An 18603-nucleotide genomic window follows, 5' to 3' on the forward strand; every position below is an offset into this window, starting at 1 on the left:
AAAGCAGTCGGCGGTAAGCAAGAAGAAAATTCCTACCGATTACCCCTCTCGCTTTCTAGCTTTTCTAGTAATCGAAACAAGTAAATCATCCGATTCGCATGGCCACTATCTTGATTATGCGATAGGAAGGCCTCTTCTAACGCACCAGACTCCACATACCCCTGGCCATTATCCAAGGCGGCCCACCCCTCCCGCTCAATATTGCCGAATAACAGCTCGATTGATTCGGCATCACTGATCGGCCTCTCAGCCATAACTTGCGCAGGCCCATAGGTACCCCGCTTCCGGAAAAACCCAACCGCGCGTTCAAGCCGCCTAAACCACCGTGGTCGCTGTTCTACTTCTGCCAGCACAATCGCTTTCACTAGAAATTCCTCGGTTTGATTCTCTGCAGCTAACTGTTCGATCAACTCCCAATTCTTTCGACCCATGTCATCAATCAAGGAATCAATAAGTTCTTCGTCCTCGAGCTTTTGAGCACTCAATATCGAACGAGCAATTGTCCAAGCGATAGCTGCGAAAATGCCAGCCCAAACCGCTTGCAAGAGTTCATCAGAACCAGGGATCATCCATTGAAGGTTGGCCCGAAAATACGTAACAAGTGCAGCGGTTCCTACAACTGTTGCAATTGTGAACAAGTGGTAGAACGTCCAGACTACCCAGGTAGAGGGTTTCGGTGGACGAAGGAGATCGACCAAGGCCTTGAAGTTAGTCGTCCAAATATGCAATAGACATAAGACACCCACACCCAGCCAAGGACTAGCTCCACGTCTCTCAAGAATTACCGCCAGAAACAAGCTTACGAGTGCGACAGGACCTCCTCGAAAAAACAAGAAGGCTCGGACCGGGTTTGCTTGTAACTTGATTCCGCCGAGGTCTCCGGCCTGGTGTACGAACTTGGCCACTCAGTCTCAATCCAACGGTAGATAGCCCAAAGCGCTACCGCACCCAAAGCTGCACCAATGAAGGCCCCAATTTGCTCTGCAATGAACGTGCGAATCCAAATGACCATGCTATTCCAATCGAAAGACAAACGTGCCCCCTGAAGTAGGTTTTCAGCACATCACTATGTTGCACTGTCAAATAAAATCTAAAAGAAAATGTTAGATAAATAACCCAATCCCTCGTGCAAGATCACCAGCTGAAGCCCCATGGGAACAAACAACCGCACACCGTACGGCTCCAGCTCAGTGTTGGGACATAGAGTATCCTATGGAAACCGCAGATAGCCCAATAATTAACTTATCGCACCTTCTTCAATGCAAAGAGCTGAAGTCAGATGACAATAGCGCTTTAGCGCATTATTTATCACCAACAGAGAAGGTATCGCCGTGTCCGACGTGATCGACTGGGTCGAGTCTCAGGAGTTTCAAATCCCCCGGACTCTGAAGGAAAAATTATTGATTTCTTAGATTACGAAATCCGTCGCACGAATACGCCCGAAGAACAGATTAGGCAAACAGCCCCCGCTGTCATCGCTCAGCTTGAAAGCTGGAAATCAGCCCTCCCGGCCTGACTGGGATTGTTGGCGTCGTTCACCACCAACAAGGCGCTTGCCTACGCGTGGAGTCGGGAATTTGTGAACAGAATTGCGGGTGGGGCCGCGCGGGAATTACAGCCGACTTCTACACCTCCGGCAGCAGGTCGGAGGGCTCGCCGTGGGTGGTGACGAGGAGGGCGTCGCGGGCTCGGGAAGCAGCGACGTAGAGGAGGGAGCGCTCCTGTTGGAGGGCGTGTGCCACTTCGGCTTCGGCGAGTCCGCGGAGGCGGAAGCGCTGGGGGAGGATGTTGCGGCCGACGCCCATCAGGACGACGTGGGTGAACTCCATGCCTTTGGCTCCGTGCATGGTCATGACGGAGACCTGTTCGTGGGCGGCGGTGTCGGCGTTTTTGGTTTGGATGGCTTCGATGCCGTGGTCGCGAAGTCCAGAGAGGATGCGGGGAATCTGGCCGCGTGTGCGGCACATGACGCCGATGCGGGCGTTGGGGTCCTCCTCTAACCAGGTGCCGATGAAGTGGGCGGCGGCGTCGAATTCCTCGGTAGGGTCGGTGCAGCGCACGAGCGTCGGTTCGGGGCCGGAGCGCGCGGAGCGGTAGCCGAAGGTGTTGTCGGTTTCGCCTTCGCCGTCGATGTAGGCGTTCTCGGAGCCGTCGAGGATGCGGAGGGCGTAGTCCAGGTTTTCGCGGGTGGTGCGGTAGTTGAGGGTGAGGCGTCGAGAAGCGCGGCCGCGAGTGGAGATGCCGAAGCGGCTGAGTACGAGGGGCTGGCCGTAAATGCGCTGGTGAGAGTCCTCGGCGAGAAAAATGTCGTTGGGGCCGGGGGCGACGCTGGCGCGCAGGAAGTGCCAGTGTCCGGCGTTGAAGTCCTGGGCCTCGTCGACGACGACGTGGTCGAAGATCGGGCCGCGCATGGTGAGGACGGCGGCGCCGATGGCGGACATGGTGGGCCAGAGGAGTTTGCCGTCGATGGCTTGGGTTTGTAGGACGGACTCGAGGAGCGGCCAGACTAGCTTGCGCTGCTTACGGTTCAGCGGAGTGCCGCGGCCGGTGCGGGCGACGCGGAGGTATTCGGCCTGGGTGGTGATGCCGTGGGCAAGCACGATGGTTTCGTACTCCGCGGCGAGGAAGGTCTGGTTCGCGATCTCGGTGGAAAGTTCGTCGTCGGCGGTGAAGAGGATACTGTCCCATACGCTTTGGGCCTGGGCGTCGGTGTAGGGTTTGACGGCCTTCGCGGCGACGCCGAGGACGCTGCGGGTGGCGTGTTCGATTTCGGCGGTGGACTTTTTGGACACGATGTCTAATGGCTTTTGGACGTTGACGGCGGTGGAATAGCCGGATGGCTATTCCATTGCACAAGCGCAGAAAAGTCGCGGATTTCGATCCCGTTCGGGACGGCAAAACGATCACACAGTTTTGCAAAGAACTGGGCATCTCGCGGCAGACGTACCACAACATCAAAGACCGGATAGCACAGAAGAGACGATCTGGCAGCGTGCCGGATTCGACTGCCCCAAAAGCACCCGGCCGGAAAATTTGAGGACGCCGACAAGATCGCGGTCGTCCACGCCAGACAACAGTTGATGGAACAGGGCTTGGATTACGGTCCTTGATCGATCTACTACTTCTTGTTCGACTCCGTCGGTGCCGATCGAACCCCTTCGCGTTCCACAATCGCCTTGTGGCTACATGAGTTATGTCCATAGAGTTTTTGGCCACGGAGCCCAAAAACTCTATGGACATAACAGACTTAGGTGAGGCCTCCTAGTTACTGTCGATTGAACTCAACAGCTCTCGAATATTCTCTGCCGCTTTCCATTTGGCGTTTAATGCTTGACGTACTTGGTCGGAAATCTCCTTCCGCACATCCGGATCAACCGCCCAGGGGAGTTCCAGTGTCAAGTACCGATTCCCGATGTTAGGAAGCGTTGTATCGAGCAATACCTTCGCCTCTGTCTGAAGATGGACCGCCTCGGTGCTCAATAGGTAGAGCAAGTAGTACGGATCAAGTTCGTCGAAATGCGCAGGATTGACTCTAAAACGCCGAATCTCCCGGGTCAAAGCTGTCTCGACATCAGATGGACCAACCATCGCTACATCACCGATACGATAGGATCCGCGTGAGACGTAGGCAATGTCCAATTCCTTTAGCGGATTCTTCTCCGTTAATTCCCTCATCATTGCTTGGGTAATACCCGACGTTGGATCCCTATAAATCTCCCAATTCACAATGTCTTTTACTCGGGCATACGTGTACCTGCCTTGCCCCTTCTCAGTCGAGGCCGGACTTCCGTGGCCCGAGGAATCTTCAATGATTCCTCGATCGATGAACTCGCCTAGTGAAGTCCATTGGATTTCATAGTTCCCTGGAGCATCGAAATCTTGATTAAGCTTGGGCCAGTAGTATCGAGGAACCCAAATGTCGTTCGCCTTAACTTCAGCAGCATCAATCTCAAAAACAAGATCGCTTTCACACTGATCTCGAAGTGCCTCATATGCCGCAGTAATGTCGTCCCAGATCTGCGCTTTGTCGGACCCATCCCCCGGTCTCCGATAAATCGGTTTTCCTTGATGATTATGGCCCATTTCTTCAGCAACCACACCAAGTATCTTGTCTTGTTGAACCACACCTTTTTCCAAAATAACCGCAATACACTTCGCATTGTTAAACGGTCGAAATGTGTTATGCGGGAGATCAATTAGCGCCTTGACATTATTTTGCCGCAGCAGGACCTCACGAACATTCGAGTTACTCGGAGAGTGGAAGTAAGTTTCGGGCAGGATTAAACCGATAGTTCCGCAAGGCTTAGCTAGTTGAAGGCACCTCTCCACAAATAGAATTTGTGGATTCATCTCTTTCTGAATCTTCTCGGTTCTTGTCGGTGGTTGCCCTTTTCTCTTGGTCCAGACATGTGCAAGTGAATACTGCTTCAGCTTATTACCGCCTCGGACCTTGATGTCTTTACCAAAAGGAGGATTAGCCAGAACCAGGTCGAAACTTCCCAAGTGAACGTCAGAGCCCGCCTGCCTCCAAGAACTTGGAAGGTCAAGGGAGTCTTCCGAATAGATAGACCCCTTTCCATCACCAAGAATTGCCATATACGCTTTAGCTACTTTAACTAAAAAGTCATCCTTATCAATACCTTTAATGGTTTTTATCGCTGTTGCTACTTTTTCTTCAGATATAGCGTCCGGAGACCAATGATTCTTCTCGCCAAGAGCGTCCACCTTTTGCCATTTTTGGCGCAAGGCTTCGATAATAAACCCGCCTGCTCCACAAGCAGGATCGATAACTTGGTCTCGCACACCCGGCGACGCAATAAAGGTCATTAGTTGAATTACGTTGCGCGGAGTGAAAAACTGCCCTTGATCCCCCTTAAGCGTGCCACCAATAAAGACTTCAAATGCTTCACCCACAGCGTCTCTGCCGGCATCAGTCAGGCAGAAGTTCTGCAATTCACCCACCACATACTTCACAGAAGCGGCGTCCAACGTAAGTACGTCAGATTCATCAAACACTTCATCGTATTTTGATTTAACCTGTGAAAAAACGTCTTTGATACGTGTCATCACAGTCTCATCTGTGTCATCAATTCCTGCACGGAATGTGACAAGCTCATCCGGTGCCGTGAATCTCTCATCGTAGATTTTGCAGAAGATCAAATTAATCATCTGCCGGGCAATCGCCTCATCTCGAGTCGTACCCCTGGCATTACCCGCCAAGTGCGCGCGTATTGTGCGAAACACCTGTTGAAGGTTCTGCGGTGCGCGTAGCTCTTTCCTAAGATATTGACCAATCTCTTGGGGGTTTTCTCCGTAACGCGGAAGCGACGGAATCTTTTCATATTTGAATTTCCCGCCATGCGGTACTTTCAAATAGATTTCGCGCTCTTCACCATTTGTCCAAACGCCAATACGAGCTTGCGACCAATTCAAATAGTTAAATATTTGCTTGTCATCAGTCTCTTCGGACTTCTCATGTGAAGCTTTGCACTCAACAATCATGTACAGCTGATCAGGGGAGTGGTCCGTGGAGTCAAAAACTGCAATGTCCACCGGAACAGTTCTTGCTTGATCAGAGGGAGAGGCCTTGACACGAAACTGGGGACGTGTCTGAATGTTTCCTTTGGGATACCCATAATCTTCGACAAGCAATCGCGAAAATGGCTGCGTGGCGTCGAGTTCCTCTGGCCCTGCTTCGACGACCTGGCCCGAGATATAGTCGACGATCTTCCCACTTTCAAGCACCGACCCCGCTACTAATTCGGTAGATCCTTGCTTGTCTCCACTCAGTTTTTGATCGCTACCGCTCATCATTGTCTCCTAAAGTCAACTGCACCCGAATGGGTCCGACCCCTGAAAAGTAGACACCATGGGGTGGTCAAATAATGGGTTCGAGTCTAGCGCATCGCTACGCGCAACGAGATTCGTACTCGCAAGGAGTCAAATACTTGCACCAAGAATGGCGCCGGCTGGTGTTGTAACGCACGCACCACGCAAAGACATCGCGGCGACATATCAACTGGTTTGCAAAGACTTTGTTGTCCTTGAGTACTTCTCGCTTCAACGTCGCGTTAAATGACTCCGCTAACGAACTATCTGCACTCGTGCCAATCGCACCCATCGACTGGGTTACCTGCAGTCGGCGACACGTCGCCTGAAACTGCGACGAGGTATATACGCTGCCGTGATCTGAGTGAAAAATCGCCCCAGCAAGACTTCCACGGCTACGACAGGCATGCTCGAGTGCTTCTTCTACCAGCTCAGTGCGCATGTGATCGGCAATCGCGAAGCCTACAAGTCGCCTGGAGTAACAGTCGATCACCGTTGCTAAATACATGTTCGCCCCACCGGCAACCGGTAGGTAGGTAATGTCGCCGACAAGGACCGTATTGGCTGCTGGTGCTGTGAAGTTACGCTTGACTAAGTCGGCAAACACCTTCCGGTTGCGGGCGGATCGCGTGGTGGTGACTTTGCGTTTTTTCGTGTAGCCACGCAGGCGCAACATGCGCATAATCCGGGCGATACGCTTGTGGTTTACCGGATCATTATCGGGGTATTTGTCACTGTAGTTTAGCTCAGCGGCGATGCGTTTGGCACCGTAGAGTTGGTCTTTTTCCTCGAAGATCGTCTTGACCTTTACTCCCAGGAGTGCATCGGCCACCTGGCGACGTTGCCGCCTGGGCTTGGTGGCTTTCCACTTGTAGTAGGAGCTTCGGTTGATATTCAATACCGTGCACATCCGCTTGACCGAGTACTCGGTGCGGTGGTCATCAACAAACCGGAAGCGGATCACCAGTTTGTCTCTTCCATGAAATACTTCGCTGCTTTGCGCAAGATGTCGCGTTCTTCTCTCAACTTGGCGTTTTCGCGTTCGAGCTGGCGAAGTCGTTCTGCGTCCGTCAGCGTTTTTGCTTCGTTGGCAGGTGTTGTTGTTTGAAGGGATCGGGCCTTCGCGCCGGTACCGAGTCGTTGGACCCACGCACGTAGTGTGGCGCGGTTGATGCCTAGGTCTTCGGCCGTGGTTTTTAGTGAGGCCTCTGGCGTGTTTTCGTACATGGCGACGGCGTCGCGCTTGAATTGCTCCGAATATGTTTTCCGTGGCATTAGGGTAGGTTACCTTTCTCCGACGCTGTGTTGTCGGTTTCAGAGGTGTCTACCTAACGGGGGTCAGGTCCGCCTAGTGTGTTCACACAACCGAGCAGGCTAAAATCGATGCTGCGCACGAACACTTCAAGACAATCGGGTTGACTACGCGAAGGCGGCCCCGGGGAATTGGAAAATTCAAGATGATGAATCAGACTACTGCTACCTGCTTCGCTGGACGGGCATTAAACAAAGGGTCAGAATGGCGGAAATGGGACCTGCATGTGCATGCTCCCGGTACTCGCTTAAATGATCAGTACAAGATCAACGGTAAAACCATCAATCACTCGGAGGCTGGCTCCAAAGAGATTTGGGATAAATTTTGTCAAATCATCCACAACTCGGATGTAGACGTTATCGGCATAACCGACTACTTCACTTTCGATACGTACTTTGCTTTTATCAAGGAATACAAGAATCGCTACCCTGAAGATCAAAAGGTCTTCTTTCCTAACCTTGAGCTCAGACTCCCCAATGCTGTGAATAGTTCAGGCCAGCACGTCAACTTTCATATGCTATTTCCGGATAGCCTCACCGAAGACGAAGCTGGGAACTTCCTACGCAACCTAAAACTAATCCAGTCATCCGCATTAGCCACTAGGAAGCTATCAGTTTGGGATACAAGAGACTGGGATAAAGACGCGGTTAAATCATTCTCGGTATCGCTTGAAGCTTGCATCGAGGCAGCTAAGGCTAGTTTCGATGGCATCACAGACTCCAACTTGTACGATGCCACTTACTTGATTGCCTCGGGGAAAAAGGACGGGATCTCCCCAGGAAAAGACAAGGCCTCCGGTGCTAAAGAAAGCCCAAAGGACCGAAACGCCGTTTTAATTGATGAAATCGACCTTCGCGTTCACGGGATTTTTGCGAACTCGAGTAGCCGCGATCACTGGCTGCGACCCGAAGTACGGTCTAGCTCAGATGATAGAACATTTGCACCCCATCCGACATTCGGAGGTTGCGATGCGCATAGCTTCGAACGACTGGAGAGTGCACTCGGAAAAACAATTCACGAAGGAGATAATCAGGCAGAGACAACTTGGGTGAAAGCTAAGCCCACATGGGATGGGCTACTACAAACTTTAGTAGAACCAGACAGTAGGGTGATGCTGCAGGAGCTATCACCTGATGCTAAAGAAGACTATTTAGTAATCGATTCTGTGGAATTCAAAAACACCGCTAATTTTCCGCAACGAATTGAGCTCAACCCAGGATTGAATGCCATCATTGGAAGCAGATCTTCTGGCAAGTCTTCTCTACTTTCGCACATCGCTTACGCCATCTCCCAAGATGGGACGATTCAAGCACAGAAAAAATGTGGAATCACCGAGCCAGGACCTGCCGCCGGTTATAAGTGGTCCACGGTGGAAAACGACTTCTGCCAAATCAACTGGCGAAATGGATCCGACGAAGGAGGCTACCTAGTCTATATTCCACAAAACTTTCTCAACCAACTCAGCTCCCAGCCCGAACAAGTGAATGAATACATTGTTCCCGCAATAGAGAAGAAGAACCAAAAGTTATATCAGTCGTACAGAACGAATCAAGATGAAATAAAGACGCTGCAGAACCAAATTGATTCTGCGGTAGGCGAATGGTTCAATCATTGGTCCTCCGTTCAATCAATAGCTGCTGCGATCAAAAAACTTCCAGATGCTGAGGCTCTCTCTAATGAAAAGGAGAAAATCGAAAATCAAGTTGCATTGCTAAGCAAGTCAGCGAATCTTACCCCGGATGAACTAGCACAAAGCAAGACCGCGCAGGACGAAATCAAAACCCTTGAAGAGAAGATTGAACGTGCAAAGAAGATCGTATCGCTCGCAGAATCTCTAATCACAACATCTAATTCCGGTGAGCCTGCATATAAGTCTGAATTCCTTCGCCTGGAGGTAAACTTTCAAGAGCTCGCGGAGGTCGCTTACCCAGAGGACCTTTCACCCCTGAATCAAATAGTCTCCGATGCAAAGAAATCTCTTCAGATCAAACTAGGCAGCGAAATAGCCGTGTTAATCAGTAATAACAAAGCGTTGATCAAAGAGAGCGAGAAACAACTTACCCAACTTCTCTCCACACACAAGAGCTTATTTGAACGAGTTAAAAGCAACTCAGCAATCGATGCTGAGCGCAAAAAGATTTTCCAGATTGAAAACAAGCAAAACGAGCTCAATAAGCACCTGGAGCAAAAGAAAGAAGCAGAGAACCAGCTTTCTCATTGCTCTGAAACCATCAGCGAACTGATTTCGAACAGGATTGACCTAGAACAGCAAACAGTCGACGATTTTAACTCCCAAAGGCTTTTGGTAGAGGAAAAACTAAAACTCTCACTGGAGAGTCAGTTTACAGAGGAGAACCTCGAATCAGTCTTTAAACCGATTTCTAAACGGGGGAACAATGGTGTTTTGGAAGACGATGAGCACGTACGCATCAAAAATATCCAGAACAACCCTGGTCACTTCCTAGAGCTACTGGCGTCTGAACAAATCACACTCCGCAAGGGCTCCGATCCGGAGATCGTTGCAAAATCTGTCCTGAAAATGTCTCCTGATTTCCGGTTCTCTGCAGAGATGGATGGCGACACCATTGGTGGATTCAAACAATCAACAATGACCCCAGGAAAGCAGGCGCTCTTCGCCCTCACACTGATTTTGAGCGACTCAAGCGAAACATGGCCACTGTTGATTGATCAGCCGGAAGACGACCTGGATAGCAAGTCCATCTTCTCCGAAATCGTTTCCTTTTTGAAACAACAAAAACGCAGGCGCCAAATTATTATGGTTACCCATAATGCGAATCTGGTCGTTGGTGCTGATGCAGAACTCGTACTAGTGGCAAACAGGAATGGTGACGACCGACCAAATGAGGCAGGCCGTACCTTCGATTATTTGTCAGGTGCACTTGAAGAGTCCGGGAAAGATCTTAAAGCGCCTTTCGAACTCGATCGAGCCGGTATTAGGGAACACGTCGTAGAAATCCTGGACGGAGGTGAGACGGCATTCATCAAACGACGACAAAAGTACAACCTGTAGTGACCGACCTCTGGGTCTTCGAGAAGTAAATGTCCGGTTCTAGCCGCGTGCCAACGATAATGCATGCGTCGTTCCCACTGCCGGTTACATATCTGTCGAAGAATTTCCTCACTAATTCCACCGAGGCTGTTTTTGCTCTGTGGAGGATTAGACTGCGTTCTCTTCCACGAGACGAACACAGAGTGAACAGGTGAGACACCGCAAGAAGGGCGACACCCAATCCCTTGGATGTCGCCCTTCAAGGTTCTGACTGTTAGTCGAAGGTTGTTAGTCGAAGTAGTGCTCGACGTCGATGGAGCCGCCTGCAGCTTCGAATTCGTCCTTCACTGCCTTGCGCAGGTCAGCGTCGGTAAGGAAGTCCAGTGCGACTTGAGCCAGCCCGTATGCGCCGTCGACTGCACCGCGGTCACCCTTTTCCGTGCCGACGGATGCTTCGAACTCGCGGGTGTGCAGAGCCTGATCCTCGTTCGCGACCTTGATCAGCGGGTGGATGCCCGGGACTCGGTACGAGACGTTGCCGAAGCCCGTCGATGCGGCGAGGATCTCGGACACGACGCCGCGAGGCAGTGGCTCGCGGCCACGGCGACGCTGCGCTTCGACCCAGCGGGAAACCAGTTGGTCGTTTGCACGAACGCCGAGGGTTGCGGGGCTGTAGTCCCATTCGATGTCGACGCCACAATCGGTCATCTGCGCAGCGCCCTTCACGACGTTTTCGACGCGTCGTGAAAGGTCCTTCAGCGTGTCTGGGTACTTGGAGCGGACGTAGAACTTCATCTCCGCTTCCTCAGTAATGATGGATTGGCGGGTACCGCCCTTCGTGATGATCGCGTGGATCCTATCTGACGGAGGGACTTGCTGACGCAGCACCGCGAGGCCCTGGTACGTCATTGCTGCAGCGTCAAGCGCATTCCGGCCCATGAACGGCTGCGAAGAAGCGTGGGCGGCAACACCATGGAAGGTGACGTTCAGGACGCGGCGTCCAAGCCAGACCTGGTCCGCCAAGTCGTAGCCGTAGGAGTGGACCATGATGCACGCGTCCATGTCCTCTGGTTTGAATGCGCCGCCGCGGGCCATGACCTCCTTGCCCGACGAGCCCTCCTCAGCTGGGGTGCCGATGTACTTCACGGTGCCCTTGAACGCATCCGGGTTCTCGCGGACGAGTGCTGCCAGGGCAAGGTAGGCGCCCAGACCGGTTGCAGCCATCACGTTGTGGCCGCAAGCGTGTCCGATCTCCGGGAGTGCGTCGTACTCGGACAGGATCGCAATCGTAGGTCCGTCCCCGTTGACGAGGTGGGACTCAAACGCGGTCTCTACTCCATAGACGCCGACCTCGACATCGAGGTCGTGCTCCTTCAGGATTTCAGCGATGCGCTTGACCGAACCGTATTCTTCAAATGCGGTTTCTGGGTTCGCGTGAAGATATTGAGACAGACCGATGATGGTGTCGGAGTGGGCGTCGACAAGCTCTTCGAGCCGATCGCACAGCTCCTTCGGCGCACCTTCAGCCGTCGGCGCATGGTAGCGCATTGTCTCCTTAGCGATCTGCGTCTCTGCAGCGAGATGCTGCGTAAATGCCGGGTTCGGGGGAGTTGGTTCGTGCATATCGCACATAATGATTCCTTTCTTTTAACCAAATATGGAGCCAAGTGCCATGCCTGTAGCGACAGCGGCGACGATCGCCACTACGCCCGGCAGCATGAACGAGTGATTGAATACAAATTTTCCGATTCGGGTAGTACCAGTCCGGTCGAAGTTGATCGCCGCAACGATCGTGCCGTACGTCGGCAGGAAGAATGCGCCGTTGACGGCCGGCCACATACCAGCCAACAGACCCGGCGCGAGCCCAAGGGAAAGACCAAGCGGCATCAACGTGCGTGTTGTCGACGCCTGCGAGAACAGCACAATCGAGCACGCAAACAGGGCAATAGCGAACATCCATGGGTACTGCGAAACAAGACCCTCAAGACCGCCGACGATAAAGTCTTCATTCGCCTCAATAACTGTGAGGCCCAGCCACGCGAGGCCGAAAATACCCACAATCGCGATCAAACCGGTCCTCGCAATAGAAGAGGTAGCAACCGCGCCGACCTTCACGTGCGTCACCGCAACCATGATCGCTGCTGCCGAGAGCATCAGAATCTGCAACAGCACCGCAATACTCAACGGCTTTCCTTCCTCCCCTGGAGGACGAAGTGCTGGAATTGCGCCAAAGAGCACGACAAGCACGACTGTTACCAGGAAGATCGCAGCAGTGATCCGCGGGGAACCCGGCCGTGCACCATTCTTCTCAGCGGTGACGTCCTCCTCGAGACGGCCGTCGGCACCAATACTTGCCGACGCCCCCTCCGTCTCCTCAAGCACCGCCACGGAGCCCTTTGAGGAAGCCAGGATCTGATCCTTCGCCTGCTCAACCGAGATCTTCTCCCGCTTTGCCTTACGCTGCGCCTTCACGAGAAGCGGGATGTCCTCAACCTCACCAGCTGCCACACGGCGTTGGAACTCCGGATCATCCTCCAACTCCTTGCCGTACCGCAACATCACAAGCGAAGCGACCAGCACACCGACGATCGTCGCCGGCACCGCGATCAGCATAATCTTCGGAAGTGAATAGCCCGCGCCCTCAACCACCACAATGAACGCAGCCATCGCAGCCGACACCGGGGACGCAGTAATGCCCTGCAAACTTGCAACAACACTGACTGAAATTGGACGCTCGGGGCGGATACCGTTGCGAAGCGCCGTATCGTGAATAACCGGCAACAGTGGGTACAAAATGTGGCCGGTACCAGCAGCGAACGTGAAAATATACGCCACCATCGGAGCAATAAACGTGATGCGCTCCGGGTAACGCTTAATGATCTTCTCCGCCATCCGGACGAAGAAATCAATACCACCAGCAGCTTGCATCGTCGCTGTCGCGCACGTGACTGCCAGGATGATCAGCATCACGTCCACAGGCGGCTTTGCCGGTGTCTCTCGAAAAACAAATGTCAGAATGAGAAGGCCGATGCCTCCCCAGAAGCCGAGGGCGATGCCACCGTGCCGTGAACCCAACCAGATGCACGCCAGCATTACCGCAAGTTCGGCAAGTAAAACCCATGCCATAAGAATCTCCTTAGCGGTATGTCATATATTTATCTATCTTAAGTTTGAAATAGGCAAATTAAATATTTATTCAGAAACTAATTACCTGAGAAAAGTCACACCAATGAATGGCTGGAGAGTGGTATTTTGCGCGCGCGGGCGGGGCTGACGGCGATCTTTAGGCTCGGCCGCTGACCGGCCCAAACTTGACAAATGATTGGGGGGTTAAATAAAGGCGATCTGTATTTTTCCCACTAATTCACTGAGGAGTTCCTATGAACGTGAAGCGCACTATCGCCGTTGCGGTCGCCGCAGCGTCCATTGCCGGAGGCATCTCCGCTGCGCCAGCAAACGCCGAGATTTTCATCCCAGACACTGAAGGCGCAATTGCATCGTCCCTAAAAACGATCAACGGCTCGACGAACGCGGGCTCAAGCGTTGAGGACGCCTACAACTGGACTCAGTTCGGCTGGTTCGTGCTTTGGGCAACAGTCGCCGCAAGTGGCCTGGGCATCATCGGCCTGGTTGCACAGGCTGCGGGTGTCCTCCCTGCCGGCACCATCCCGCTGCCACGCTAAACCCACAAACTGCCCACAAGTAATTCACGACACCAACTAGGAGAACGCAATGAAGCGCATCACCGCAGCAACCCTCGCTGCCGCAACCGCCATGTCCCTCGCAGCAGCGCCAGCACAGGCGGAAGAACAGGACGTTGCGTATGAAGTAGGTAAACTCATTGGCCTTTGGGCCGTCAATGGAACTGGCCCCGTCCCTAACACGGAAGGTGCTGGCAAGATGGCTGCCGGCTCACTCAAGGCCGGATCCTCAGGCGAGGAAGCATATAAGGCTACGTAGGCAGGCTGGATCATCACCTGGATCGCCGTCGCGGCAACCGGCCTGGGCGCACTGGCCTTCGGCGCGAAGCAGGTAGGCCTGCTGAAGTTCTAATACACTTCACAAACTCCCCTCCAGGGTGCTGGTAGGGGAGTTTTTCGTGTTCCGGCTTGGGTTTGGCCGGTGGCGCACCAAAATCCGGGTTTCCTGTTTGCCGACGTTCTATTTGCCCAGGTCACTGCCGTCACGTCGGGGATTGTGGTGCACAGCTAATGTTCAGGAAGCCCTCTTAGCCACTCTGGTACTTCGGGTGCCCCTCGAGCCGGGTTAAAAGCGTGCGCTTTAAGGAGTGCGATGCAGGTCAGCGGAAATCGGCCGGGCTGGGTGAGAAAGCGCGACCTGCATCGCACGCTTCTAATCGAACGCTTTGAATGCACAGAGGTCGTGCCGTTCGTGTTTGTGGGGTTGCCGTGGTGAGCTAACAGGGGCGAGCTAACCCTTGAACGCCCGCACCGCGTCGGCGAGTACGGCTGCCGACCAGGCGCGGATGCGGGCAGTCAGGCTCAGGCTGATGTCCGGGGTGAGCTCGCGACGAAACACTTCCAGGTTCCGTGGACCAGGACGACCAGATGGCTGCGCATACGTACAAGTCACGATGTATTCGGGACGATCGGTAGCCTGCGGGTCGGCGAACACGCTAAAGTTCGCGGTCACTTGGGAGCCGGAAGATGAGGTCGGCGTGAGGGAGAAGGAAAAGCCGTCGGCGTCGGCAATGACGGGGAGGTAGCCGGTATCGGCGCAGGTTGGGGTGGTGCAGGTGCGGGCGATGGTGGCGTCGAAAAGTGGGTGGTGCTGGAGTGCACCGAACTGGCGCTCGAGCTCCGTGAACACCGTGTCCGCGAGGCGGAGCGCGGGGGCATCGCCGAGGTCGGCGAGGGCGGAATCGACGTCGTCCGTGCCGCCGAGTTCGAGCATCGCGACGTTCATCGTGTCGATCGCTCGCTGCTCAATGAAATCGATGAACGGGCGGAACACACCCGCATCGGCGCTCTCGAGGGTGTCATAGTAGTGGTGCTTTTGGTCGTCGAAAATTACAAGGGGGATACCCGGATCCCGGTACAAAAACACCGACGCCAACGCGCGCGCCACACGCCCATTGCCATCAGCAAACGGGTGCACGCACACAAACGCATAATGCACATACGACGCCTGTACCACCGGATGCGCCGCCTCAAATGCATCCGAACGGCACTGCTCCACCAGGCGCCGCATCTCACTCGGCGTCTCCTCCGGGGACGCGTACACGTGCTGCGAACCATCCGGACGCACCGGGGAATTCTGCTGCGACTTATACACGCCACGCTGCAGCGGCTGCTTCTGGCTCGCCATGATCGTTTCGTGCAGGCGACGGATCAACGCCTCCGTCAACGGCCAGCAGCCCGTAGCCACATCAAGCGCCAAGTTGTAGCCGTCCATCGCCGCTTCAAACGACGGCCGCACATGGACACCGCGCTCCTCCATCGCAGATTCCCAACCATGCGCCTGCTTCGCCACCGAATACGTAAAACCACGATCCGAACGAAACACCCCCTCAATCGCATTCGTATCGACGGCAGCAAAGCGCGTCGACTCACGCGAATAGCGAGCACGCTGCTCCGCGCCGAAACGACGAAACTCGGCAGCAAGTCGCTCAAACGCCCCATGCCCATTCGCCTGGTTGGACCACTCAGCAAACGTCGGAAACGGAACGTACGCAGCGGAATCGTTCACGGTACACCTCCCCAACCTCGGCGTGTCCTCATTGGCACAGACTCTAACACGAACACACCCCCACGCCAGCCCCCAGAAGGTGAACAACCGGCGGACGCTCTGGGAAAAGGCCTGGTGGGAGGTGAACAATAGGTAAAAAGTGGAAAAGAGTTTCATTCCCGGCGGGGGAGGAGAATAATGCCAGGTTGTGAGTATCACTATCCTTCTGATTCTGATTATCGCTGTGGCACTGTTCTTCGACTTCACGAACGGTTTTCACGACACGGCGAACGCGATGGCCACATCCATCGCGACGGGGGCGCTCAAGCCGAAAACGGCGGTGGCGCTCGCGGGCGTCCTTAATTTAATAGGTGCGTTCCTGTCGGTGGCGGTGGCGAAGACGGTGGCGAGTGGCATCGTGAAGTTGGACGGGTTCGACCTGTCCAACACCATCGAATCCGAAAAGCTGCTGCTCGTGGTGTTCGCCGGGCTGACCGGCGCTATCATGTGGAACCTGTTCACGTGGCTATACGGGATTCCATCATCGTCCTCGCATGCGCTGTTCGGTGGGCTGATTGGTGCTGCGATCGCGGCAATCGGGTGGGGAGGCGTCGTGTGGGAAGGCGTCCTGGACAAAATCATCCTGCCGGCCGTGTTCGCGCCGTTCGTCGCGGGGATCATCGCGGCCGTCGCGACGTGGCTGGTCTACCGACTCACCGCCAACGCCGAACACGAACACCGCGACACCTACTTCCGCTGGGGGCAGGTCGGCACCGCGTCGCTCGTCGCGCTCGCGCACGGCACGTCCGACGCCCAGAAAACCATGGGCGTCATCTTCCTCGCCATGGTCGCCGCCGGGCAATTCGACGCCGACCACACCATGCCCTTCTGGATCCAAGCAGCGTGCGCCCTGGCAATCGCCATCGGCACCTACTCGGGCGGGTTCCGCGTCATCCGCACACTGGGCAAAGGGCTCGTCGAGATCCACCCGCCACAGGGCCTCGCCGCCGAAACATCCTCCGCAGCAATCATCCTGACCTCCTCCCACCTCGGCATGGCCTTATCGACGACCCACGTCGCCACCGGCTCCATCATGGGCTCCGGGCTCACGGGCCCAAAGGGTGAGGTGCGCTGGGGAGTCGCCGGAAGGATGGCGCTCGCCTGGATCACCACACTGCCGATCGCGGCAGCCATCTCCTTCGTCACGTGGTGGGTGGCGAAGTGGGCGTCGACAATTGGAGGCGACCTCGTCTGGGGCGGCATCCTCCTCACCGTCATCCTCGCAATCGGCGGCGGCTACATGTTCTACCGCGCGCAACTGCAGCCTGTGCACCGCGACAACGTCAACGACGACTGGGACCCAATCGACGGCCCCGAAGGCCCCCAAACCGGCCCGACCGGACCCGCACACATCGTCGACACCACCCACGGACTCAACCACCACCTGGGCAAATAGGAGACACCAATGCTGAAATCACTACTCATGGTCCTCGGCGTAGGCCTGCTCCTCGGCGCCGGACTGCCCACCCTGTTTTCGATGAGCATCCACTTCCTCTCCCCCGCTGAAGACGGCACTGCGGCGAGCGGGGTGCGGCGGGTCGTTGGGTGGGTGTTCCTGGCGATTGTGCTCGTGGCCGTGGTCGCCGCGATCCTGTTGATCGCGCGCGAACGGATCGAATACTTCACCGGGTGGGACCCGTACCCGTTCTTGTAGGTTTTCGTTCCGGTCGAGGTGCTAAAGGAGTGCGACGCTGGTCGCCGAAAATCGACCCGGGCCGGTGCGAATGCGCGACCTGCATCGCACGCTTCTAATCCCACGCTTTGAATGGATCGGGGTATTTCTGCGGTTCAGCCGTAGAGCCTGATTGCCCGAGAATCAGGGAAAGGCCCGGATAGCAATCGGTGCGATTACGATCCGGACCTTTATGGCGTTAGTGGCCAAACTGCTCGCGGATGTTGTCCGCGAGCTGACCGGTTGGCCGACTAACTAGTCTCACGAAGCCCTTCACTTTGCTTGGCGGCGGGTGAGGGGCTTCGCCTTTACGCTGACATGGAGGCATTGGGTTGCTTCATGTCATACCCCACCATAAACGAGTTGTTGCTCTTCGGCTCAAGCCTGGGGAAATGAGTGTGCTGGCCACCGGGGCTCGTTCCAGAAATACCTGCGACACGCCAATAGTGGGTGTTGACAAACTAATTTTGTGGCCCTAGAGTTACCTCAACGTGAACAGAAGGTTAACAACCTTCACACTTTGAAAGGAGGGACCCACATGATGCAGTTGATCAACCAAATCCGCACGTGGTTCCGCGACGAGAACAACGGCGTTGCCACCGGCATCGACGTGCTACCGCTCGCAGTCCTTCCACGGGCATAATTGCAAATGGGTTTGAGCCCGCACCCCTAGCTTTCGTGGCTGGGGGTGCGGGTTTTTGCGTTGGTGAGGGGGTTGGACGCACCAGATTTCAGGATTTCGGGAGGGCGCCTGGGCAAAAGACCAGGTCGCAGGTTGGGCGGGAAGGAATGTGGTGTCTTCGCGGGCAGGGTGAGTGCCAAAGGACGTAACCCCTTTTTCACGACCTGGGCTTTTGCCTGATCCGGCAGATGGAATTGCGTCCTTTGGCACTGCTGCGAGGAGGCGCGCACCAGATTCCAGGGTTTTAGGAGGGGCCGCGTGGAAAAGCCCAGGTCGCCGCAATGGCCAAAACCGAAAGTGGTGCACGGGGAACGCACAGGCAACTCACAGGCACGCCGAAAGCAAAGAAA

At 54.8% G+C, this 18603-nt stretch carries 12 protein-coding genes and 1 pseudogene; 5 read left to right on the forward strand and 8 right to left on the reverse strand.

Annotated features, from left to right (window positions below; all coding sequences use genetic code 11):
- Positions 1-32: 32 nt before the first annotated feature.
- From KBX14_RS05870 to KBX14_RS11310, 5 genes and pseudogenes are all read right to left on the reverse strand, one after another.
- The gene (locus tag KBX14_RS05870; RefSeq protein WP_256042053.1) at positions 33-905 is read right to left on the reverse strand and encodes a hypothetical protein; all 873 of its coding nucleotides are present in this window, start codon (positions 903-905) and stop codon (positions 33-35) included.
- Positions 906-1625: 720 nt separating this feature from the next.
- Positions 1626-2792: a 3'-5' exonuclease gene (locus KBX14_RS11305; protein ID WP_256042054.1), complete on the reverse strand. Its 1167-nt coding sequence runs from the start codon at positions 2790-2792 to the stop codon at positions 1626-1628.
- A 469-nt stretch (positions 2793-3261) separates the two neighbouring features.
- Positions 3262-5811, reverse strand: a complete 2550-nt coding sequence (locus KBX14_RS05880) for an N-6 DNA methylase (protein WP_256042055.1) — start codon at positions 5809-5811, stop codon at positions 3262-3264.
- Between the two features lie 97 nt (positions 5812-5908).
- A complete protein-coding gene (locus KBX14_RS05885; protein ID WP_256042056.1) occupies positions 5909-6979 on the reverse strand; it encodes an IS3 family transposase in 1071 nt (356 codons plus the stop codon).
- A pseudogene (locus tag KBX14_RS11310) lies at positions 6904-7104 on the reverse strand (transposase); the annotation flags it as partial. The pseudogene KBX14_RS11310 and the gene KBX14_RS05885, both read right to left, overlap by 76 nt.
- 182 nt (positions 7105-7286) lie before the next feature.
- Here KBX14_RS11310 and KBX14_RS05895 point away from each other — a divergent pair.
- The gene (locus KBX14_RS05895; protein ID WP_256042057.1) at positions 7287-10172 is read left to right on the forward strand and encodes a TrlF family AAA-like ATPase; all 2886 of its coding nucleotides are present in this window, start codon (positions 7287-7289) and stop codon (positions 10170-10172) included.
- Positions 10173-10439: 267 nt separating this feature from the next.
- Here KBX14_RS05895 and KBX14_RS05900 read toward each other — a convergent pair whose 3' ends face one another.
- Both KBX14_RS05900 and KBX14_RS05905 read right to left on the reverse strand, forming a co-directional pair.
- Positions 10440-11783: a M20 family metallopeptidase gene (locus tag KBX14_RS05900; protein ID WP_370687069.1), complete on the reverse strand. Its 1344-nt coding sequence runs from the start codon at positions 11781-11783 to the stop codon at positions 10440-10442.
- A 15-nt stretch (positions 11784-11798) separates the two neighbouring features.
- Positions 11799-13277 (reverse strand): anaerobic C4-dicarboxylate transporter family protein, encoded by a 1479-nt coding sequence (locus KBX14_RS05905; RefSeq protein ID WP_256042059.1) that lies wholly within the window; start codon positions 13275-13277, stop codon positions 11799-11801.
- A 254-nt stretch (positions 13278-13531) separates the two neighbouring features.
- On the opposite strand from KBX14_RS05905, the gene KBX14_RS05910 reads away from it, so the two are divergent.
- Positions 13532-13834, forward strand: a complete 303-nt coding sequence (locus KBX14_RS05910; RefSeq protein ID WP_256042060.1) for a hypothetical protein — start codon at positions 13532-13534, stop codon at positions 13832-13834.
- A 49-nt stretch (positions 13835-13883) separates the two neighbouring features.
- A complete protein-coding gene (locus tag KBX14_RS05915) occupies positions 13884-14111 on the forward strand; it encodes a hypothetical protein (protein ID WP_256042061.1) in 228 nt (75 codons plus the stop codon).
- 471 nt (positions 14112-14582) lie between these two features.
- Here the strand turns inward: KBX14_RS05915 and KBX14_RS05920 are convergent, their stop codons facing one another.
- Entirely contained in the window at positions 14583-15860 is a 1278-nt protein-coding gene (locus tag KBX14_RS05920; RefSeq protein ID WP_256042062.1) for a Fic family protein, read from the reverse strand.
- 187 nt (positions 15861-16047) lie between these two features.
- Here KBX14_RS05920 and KBX14_RS05925 point away from each other — a divergent pair, with 187 nt between their 5' ends.
- Together KBX14_RS05925 and KBX14_RS05930 are read left to right on the forward strand one after the other, a co-directional pair.
- A complete protein-coding gene (locus KBX14_RS05925; RefSeq protein ID WP_070478690.1) occupies positions 16048-17295 on the forward strand; it encodes an inorganic phosphate transporter in 1248 nt (415 codons plus the stop codon).
- A gap of 9 nt (positions 17296-17304) precedes the next feature.
- Positions 17305-17553 carry a hypothetical protein gene (locus KBX14_RS05930; RefSeq protein ID WP_256042063.1) on the forward strand — a complete coding sequence of 83 codons (249 nt, stop codon included), beginning with the start codon at positions 17305-17307 and terminating at the stop codon, positions 17551-17553.
- The last annotated feature ends 1050 nt before the right edge of the window (positions 17554-18603 follow it).

It is taken from the genome of Corynebacterium sp. CCUG 61414 (genome assembly GCF_024453945.1).
Lineage (GTDB): Bacteria > Actinomycetota > Actinomycetes > Mycobacteriales > Mycobacteriaceae > Corynebacterium > Corynebacterium pseudogenitalium.